The 6,715-nt window shown below is 50.6% G+C and carries 7 protein-coding genes; all 7 read left to right on the forward strand.

Features of this window, described 5'->3' with window-relative positions; all coding sequences use genetic code 11:
- The first annotated feature begins 4 nt into the window (after positions 1 to 4).
- Positions 5 to 964 (forward strand): ABC transporter ATP-binding protein, encoded by a 960-nt coding sequence (locus EDM60_RS22070; protein WP_122965881.1) that lies wholly within the window; start codon positions 5 to 7, stop codon positions 962 to 964.
- Between the two features lie 178 nt (positions 965 to 1,142).
- A complete protein-coding gene (locus EDM60_RS22075) occupies positions 1,143 to 3,215 on the forward strand; it encodes a methyl-accepting chemotaxis protein (RefSeq protein WP_122965882.1) in 2,073 nt (690 codons plus the stop codon).
- 99 nt (positions 3,216 to 3,314) lie between these two features.
- Positions 3,315 to 4,502 (forward strand): D-alanyl-D-alanine carboxypeptidase family protein, encoded by a 1,188-nt coding sequence (locus tag EDM60_RS22080; protein ID WP_122965883.1) that lies wholly within the window; start codon positions 3,315 to 3,317, stop codon positions 4,500 to 4,502.
- A gap of 149 nt (positions 4,503 to 4,651) precedes the next feature.
- Positions 4,652 to 5,002 (forward strand): anti-sigma F factor antagonist, encoded by a 351-nt coding sequence (gene spoIIAA / locus EDM60_RS22085; RefSeq protein ID WP_063226881.1) that lies wholly within the window; start codon positions 4,652 to 4,654, stop codon positions 5,000 to 5,002.
- A 21-nt stretch (positions 5,003 to 5,023) separates the two neighbouring features.
- Positions 5,024 to 5,452 (forward strand): anti-sigma F factor, encoded by a 429-nt coding sequence (gene spoIIAB, locus EDM60_RS22090; protein WP_173598839.1) that lies wholly within the window; start codon positions 5,024 to 5,026, stop codon positions 5,450 to 5,452.
- An 11-nt stretch (positions 5,453 to 5,463) separates the two neighbouring features.
- Entirely contained in the window at positions 5,464 to 6,219 is a 756-nt protein-coding gene (gene sigF / locus EDM60_RS22095) for an RNA polymerase sporulation sigma factor SigF (RefSeq protein ID WP_063226883.1), read from the forward strand.
- Between the two features lie 178 nt (positions 6,220 to 6,397).
- Positions 6,398 to 6,715 (forward strand): stage V sporulation protein AA (locus EDM60_RS22100; RefSeq protein ID WP_208715235.1); only part of this gene is annotated, 318 nt, incomplete at its 3' end.

Consider the following 6,715-nt stretch of genomic DNA (forward strand, 5'->3'; position numbering starts at 1 on the left):
AACAGTGGATAACCGCGATACACTCATTGAAGTACGCAACTTGAAAAAGTTCTTTTCCATTGGAGATAATACTCTGAAAGCTGTGAATGATATCTCGTTTGAAATTAAACGGGGAGAAACTCTCGGCGTTGTAGGAGAATCAGGCTGTGGGAAGTCCACCGCGGGTCGTACGATTTTGCGTCTATATGACGCGACTGGCGGGGACGTCCTCTTTGAAGGCAAAAGCATCATGAATTTGAATCATCAGGAAATGAAGGCGATGCGCCGAAACATGCAAATGATTTTCCAAGACCCGTACGCTTCCTTGAACCCGCGTATGACGGTTGGAGACATCATCGGCGAAGCGCTGGACATTCACAATCTGGCATCCGGGCAAAAGCGCAAAGAGCGCATCCAAGAGCTGCTCTCTTTGGTTAGCTTGAACCCTGAGCATATGAACCGTTTTCCACATGAATTTTCCGGTGGTCAGCGTCAGCGGATCGGGATTGCCCGTGCGCTGGCGGTAGAACCGAAATTCATCGTTTGTGACGAGCCGATTTCCGCGCTGGACGTATCCGTTCAGGCGCAGGTTGTCAACTTGCTTGAGCAGCTTCAGGAAAAAATGGGCCTGACATACATGTTCATCGCCCATGACCTGTCGATGGTAAAATACATTTCGGACCGTGTAGCCGTTATGTACCTGGGTAAAATGGTTGAATTGGCTGAAAGTGATGCTTTGTATGAAAAGCCGCTTCATCCGTATACGCAAGCTCTGCTGTCTGCAATTCCGATTCCAGACCCAGAGATCGAGCGCAACCGTGAGCGCATCGTCCTGCAAGGCGACGTGCCAAGCCCAATGAACCCGCCAAGCGGTTGCCATTTCCGCACGCGTTGCCCGAAAGCAATGCCGGAATGCGCTGCTTCTGTGCCAGTATGGAAGGAAGTCGAGCCAGGACACTTCGCTGCTTGTCATTTGTACAACTAGTCCTTTCATGAAGAAAGCGAGCTCTCGGTTGAGTCTGACCGGGACTCGCTTCCCTTTCATAAATGGAGGTTTTACCACTTGGAAAACGGGGTATAAGTACCCTTGATAGCTTTCTCAGGGGTATTTTTTTTCAACACCATTACTGGTAAAATGTAGGGTATGAAAAGGGGGCAGCATCATGAGCCGATTTTTGTCGCCGAAATGGAAAAAGAAAGGGGCTGGATTCTCGCTTTCAGGTAAAGTAAACATCAAGAGCCTGCTCGCAACGGAAAAACTGCGCGGCTCCCTGGCAACAAAGATGATAGTCTTTGGCCTGATTCTTGTACTTATCATTATTGGTTCTTTGCAATACATAGCGCTTTCTTTCTCCAAATCAACTTTGTTCTCCATTACATCCAAGCAAGCAAAAATGTTGGCAGAGCAGCACGCAGCCAGCATGGAAGACTGGATACAGACGATCGTCAAAACGAGCGAATCGACAGCATCCAAGCGCGTGATGATGACAGAGCTGGAGCCGCTGATCATGGAGCAGTTCACGCTCATGCGTCAATCCCATAAGGAAATCTCCAAAATTTACTTAGTAGACAGCAATACCGGGAAATCGCTCTACTCGTTGACCGGGAAAAACGAAATCGACTTCAAGCAAAAGCAGTATTTCCAAAGGGTCATGAGTACCGGGAAAACGGTCATTTCTGACGAGGAAATCGCTGAAGGCATTAATAAAAGTTTTCTTTATATTGCGACACCTGTAGGAGAGAAAAACAGCGACAAGAGCCGCTTGTTTATTGTCGGATTCACGATCGATCAAATGATCCAGAAAATCCCTGAAATCTCCTTCATGCAAAATGGCTACGCTTTTGTTGTTCGCCAGGATGGTCTGGTTGTGGCGCACCAAAACCCGCAAAACAACAACAAGCTTGTTTTGGCGGGACAAGCAGACTACGCAGAAATGCTCGAACTGATGAAGCACGATACAAGCAACAGCTTGTTGTATTCCGATCACGGCAAAGGCTCCTTTGCAGCTTTTGCACCGATTCAACTGTTGAAGTGGAATATCGTCCTGTCGACAGGCAGCGATGAAGTATACGGGGAAGTAAACGGAATGTGGCTGTACTTTGTCCTGTTCAGCCTGCCGATTATCGGCTTGTCTGTATGGGCAATCTGGTGGTTCGCCAAGCGGATTCGCCTCTCGCTGTTTGCGATTGCAAGAGACATGGATCGCATCGGCTCCGGTCACTTCGATGTTCATGTCAAAGTAAACGGCAATGACGAGCTGGCGATGGTCGGCCGCAAAATGAATGAGATGGCTGCCGAGTTGCGCAAGCTGATTGCGCTTGTACAAGGACAAGCAACCCAGTTGAACGTGGCGACTGACGAACTGACGCAGTTTGCCCAGGACAACAAAGGGGCAATCAGCGTCATTACGGATAACATCTCGACGATCGCGCAGCGCGTGTCCACTCAAACCAACGAAGTGCAGGCGACGGCAACGACCGTCTCCGAGATTTCGCAAGGGGTTGAGCAGGTAGCGATTGCAGCGGAGTCGACGTCTATTGCGACGACACGGACGTTTGAGCGTGCCCAGGGCGGTATGCAGCTGGTGGAAAACGTAATCGATACCGTTCGCAAGGCGACAGACGAGGTAGAGCGTACCGCTACGCAGATGCACAGTTTGCGCGAGCGTGCGCGCGAGATTACCAGCATTGTCGAAATGATTACGAGTATCGCATCGCAGACCAATTTGCTGGCGTTGAACGCGGCGATTGAAGCTGCACGCGCTGGCGATGCCGGACGCGGCTTCTCTGTCGTAGCGAGCGAAGTGCGCAAGCTGGCCGAGGAGAGCAGTTCTTTCTCCGAGCGGATTGCGGCGATTGCCCATTCGATTAACGACGAAGCGATGGACATGAGCAAGCACATGGACGAAATCGTCACCATGGTCGGCGGCGGACTGAAGTCTGTCGAGTCTGTGGGTACGACCTTCCAAAACATCGTAGCCGAGATTCAATCGGCTGCCGAGCAGAGCGAATCGATGACGGCGACATCTGAGGAAATGGCTGCGGGCAATCAGGTGGTCACCAACTCGATGCAACGTCTGGCAAGCATGTCGGATGAGATCAGCGATTCGATCTCAGGCGTCGTCGAGACGGTCGATGAGCAGCTCAATTCGATTGCACGCATCAATGAAAATGTGGAACAACTGAAAAAGATGGCAGACGACTTGACCGAGAACGTCAGCCGGTTTGTGATCTAAAACGAAACCCTTCTGCGAAATGTGGAAGGGTTTTTTCTTGTGAATATTTTCCTTCCCCCTGGGTGAGAATAAAACCATGAATGGAGGGAAGAGACTGCTATGAAACGGATAGGATACTTGGCTTCTTGCTTCATCATGCTTGTAACCATCTTTTCTCCGATGGGTGCTTTGGCAAAAGAAAAAGCGGCTCCGCAACAAGGGGAGATGAATTTTGCCCCGCATGCCTCGTCTGCCATTATGATCGAAGCAGATACAGGAACGGTTTTGTACGAAAAAAATGCGAATGAAAAAATGCCACCCGCCAGCATCACCAAGGTGATGACGATGCTCTTGATTATGGAGGCGGTGGAGCGGGGAGAGCTTAAATTTACAGATAAGGTCAGGGCCAGCGAACGGGCGGCTTCGATGGGGGGATCGCAAATCTTTTTGCAACCGGGCGAAGAAATGACCGTGGAAGACATGATCAAAGGAATTGCGATCGCTTCCGGAAACGACGCCTCGGTAGCGATGGCTGAGCATCTTGGCGGCACGGAAGAGGGCTTTGTGAACCGCATGAACGAGCGGGCCAAACAACTAGGGATGAAAAACACGCACTTTGTCAACTCCAACGGCTTGCCTGCGGAAAATCACTACTCTTCTGCGGCCGATATCGCGATCATGTCGCGCGAGCTTTTGAAGCACGATGGGATCACGAAGTTTACAGGCACGTACCAGGATTACTTGCGCAAGGATTCGGCAAGTCCTTTCTGGCTGGTCAATACGAATCGGCTTGTCCGCTTTTACGAAGGCGTAGACGGCCTGAAAACAGGCTATACAGGCGAAGCCAAGTATTGTTTGACCGCGACGGCCAAGCGCAACGACATGCGGATCATTGCCGTCGTCATGGGCGAGCCGGATGTCAAAACGCGCAACAACGAAGTTTCGACCATGTTCAATTACGCTTTCACCCATTTTCAGGTGATGCCGATGTACAAAAAAGGCCAGGCGGTTCAATCGCTCACGGTGGACAAAGGGCAAGTGCCACAGATTAATGTGGTCACGCCGCACGCTGTCAGTTTGCTGATGAAAAAAGGAGAATCAGCGGACACGTACACGAAAGAAATCGTCATGAATCCTGCTGTCAACGCTCCGGTTTCCAAAGACCAGGTCGTCGGCCACATTTTTATTCGTACAAAAGACGGCCGCGAAGTGAACAGGATTGATCTGATGCCTGAGCAACAAGTGAATAAGGCAAACATGTGGGAGATTCTCAAGCGGACAACCAAGAGTGTTTTGATCAGCTACTGACACACGACAACAAAGCGCGAAAAGAATCGAGTTGCCTCGAATGCGATGGCGCGGCTGCTCGATTTTTTTGTTCTTTTGTCGCCTGGCAGGAATTGGTTTGTCCGAAGCAGAAAGAGAGGTTTATTCAAGGGAGAAGGAGTGAGTCAGCCATGAGTTTGCGGATTGCGATGGAGACCCGGCAAGACGTGCTGGTGATCCGCCTGCAAGGAGAGCTGGACCATCATACAGCGGAAGAGCTGCGGAGCAAAGTGGATGAACTTTTGCGCACCCCCAACATTCGTCATATCGTGCTGAGCCTGGCTGATTTGGCCTTTATGGACAGCTCCGGTATCGGCGTGATTTTGGGACGCTACAAGCAAATATCTGCCCGTTCGGGTGAAATGTACGTGTGCTCAATCAACCCGACCATTTACCGGATCTTTGAAATGTCTGGCCTGTTCAAGGTAATCAAGTTCCGCGAAAATGAAGCAGATGCACTGCTTGTTCTGGGGGTGGCGTAAGTGAAGGTACAGCGCAATTTTATGTCCGTATCATTTGCTGCAATGAGCCAAAACGAGGCGTTCGCACGAATTGCTGTCGCCTCCTTTATCTCGCAGCTCGATATCACGATGGATGAGCTGGAGGAAATCAAGACAGTCGTATCGGAAGCCGTCACCAATGCGATCATTCACGGCTATGACGAAAATCCGGAAGGGGTCGTACATATTACTGTGCGGATCGAAGAGGGAGCCATTGATCTGGTCGTGGAAGACAACGGAAAAGGAATTGAGGATGTGGAGCAGGCGATGCAGCCGTTGTATACGACCAAGCCTGAGCTGGAACGTTCGGGTATGGGCTTTACCATTATGGAGAATTTCATGGATTCTTTGGAAGTCGCGACGGCTGTTGGTAAAGGGACAACCGTTCGTTTGACCAAACGCCTGTCGTTTGCCAAAGCCTTGCAAAATTAGGGGTAGTGCCAATGGGTGCCGATATCAAAAATGCGAGTCAACCATTTCTGACCAATGACCAAGTGAAAGAGCTAATCGCCAAAAGCCAGGCTGGAGATACCGATGCGCGTGAGCTTCTTGTGAACAGCAATATCCGGCTGGTCTGGTCCGTCGTCCAGCGTTTTATCAACCGTGGATACGAAGCGGATGATTTGTTTCAAATTGGGTGTATTGGCCTCTTGAAAGCCGTAGATAAATTTGACCTATCCTATGACGTGCGCTTTTCGACGTATGCGGTGCCGATGATTATTGGAGAGATTCAACGGTTCTTGCGTGATGACGGGACAGTCAAGGTAAGTCGATCGCTCAAAGAGACCGCGAACAAGGTACGACGAACAAAGGATGAGCTGTACAAGCAATTTGGCCGTGCACCCACGATCGCGGAGGTAGCCGAAGCCGTGGGGATCACACCGGAGGAAGTCGTGTTTGCCCAGGAAGCGAATCGGGCGCCTTCCTCGATTCATGAGACGGTTTTTGAGAATGACGGAGATCCGATTACACTGATCGACCAGATCGCCGATGAGGGCGTAAACAAGTGGTTTGAAAAAATTGCGCTCAAAGACGCGATCAGTCGGTTGAGCGAGCGTGAGCAGCTCATTGTGTACTTGCGCTACTACAAGGATCAGACCCAATCCGAAGTCGCAGAGCGGCTCGGAATCTCGCAAGTCCAGGTTTCGCGTCTGGAAAAGCGCATTTTGCAAACGATCAAGGATCAGATTGAACACTGATAGCATGAATGAATGTACGTGCGAAAACACTCAAGCCAACGCGCCTGGGTGTTTTTTCATGTATTCATGCGGGCAGTGCGGTGCTTTGCTCTTTCAGCGCTACCTTTTCGGGTATGCGTTTTGGCTGCGGGTACATACTACCGGATAAATGAGTAGCTCGTAGCAGGGAGGAGATTTCATGAAAGACGCGCTGTTTCTTCGTCTGAGAAAGCGGTTGGCCGTCAAGCCGGAAGCGATGATTGCCTTGGGCGATATTTGCCAGCTTTTTTGGGACGGGGAACGCGAGGAAGCGTTGAAGCGAATGCCGATTTATCAAGTAAAGCCGACAGACGGAAATTTGATCGTCATCGATATTATGCAAGTGATCCAGCGTGTTCGTTCCGTCTACCCGGAGGTGGAGCTGGAGATTCAAGGTTCGCCGCAAATTATCGTGGAAGTGTTGAATCCGCGCAAAAAAGCAAATCCCGTCCTGGTCGCTGGGACTGACCCCCGTCCG

Source organism: Brevibacillus parabrevis, from assembly GCF_003710905.1.
GTDB lineage: Bacteria > Bacillota > Bacilli > Brevibacillales > Brevibacillaceae > Brevibacillus > Brevibacillus parabrevis.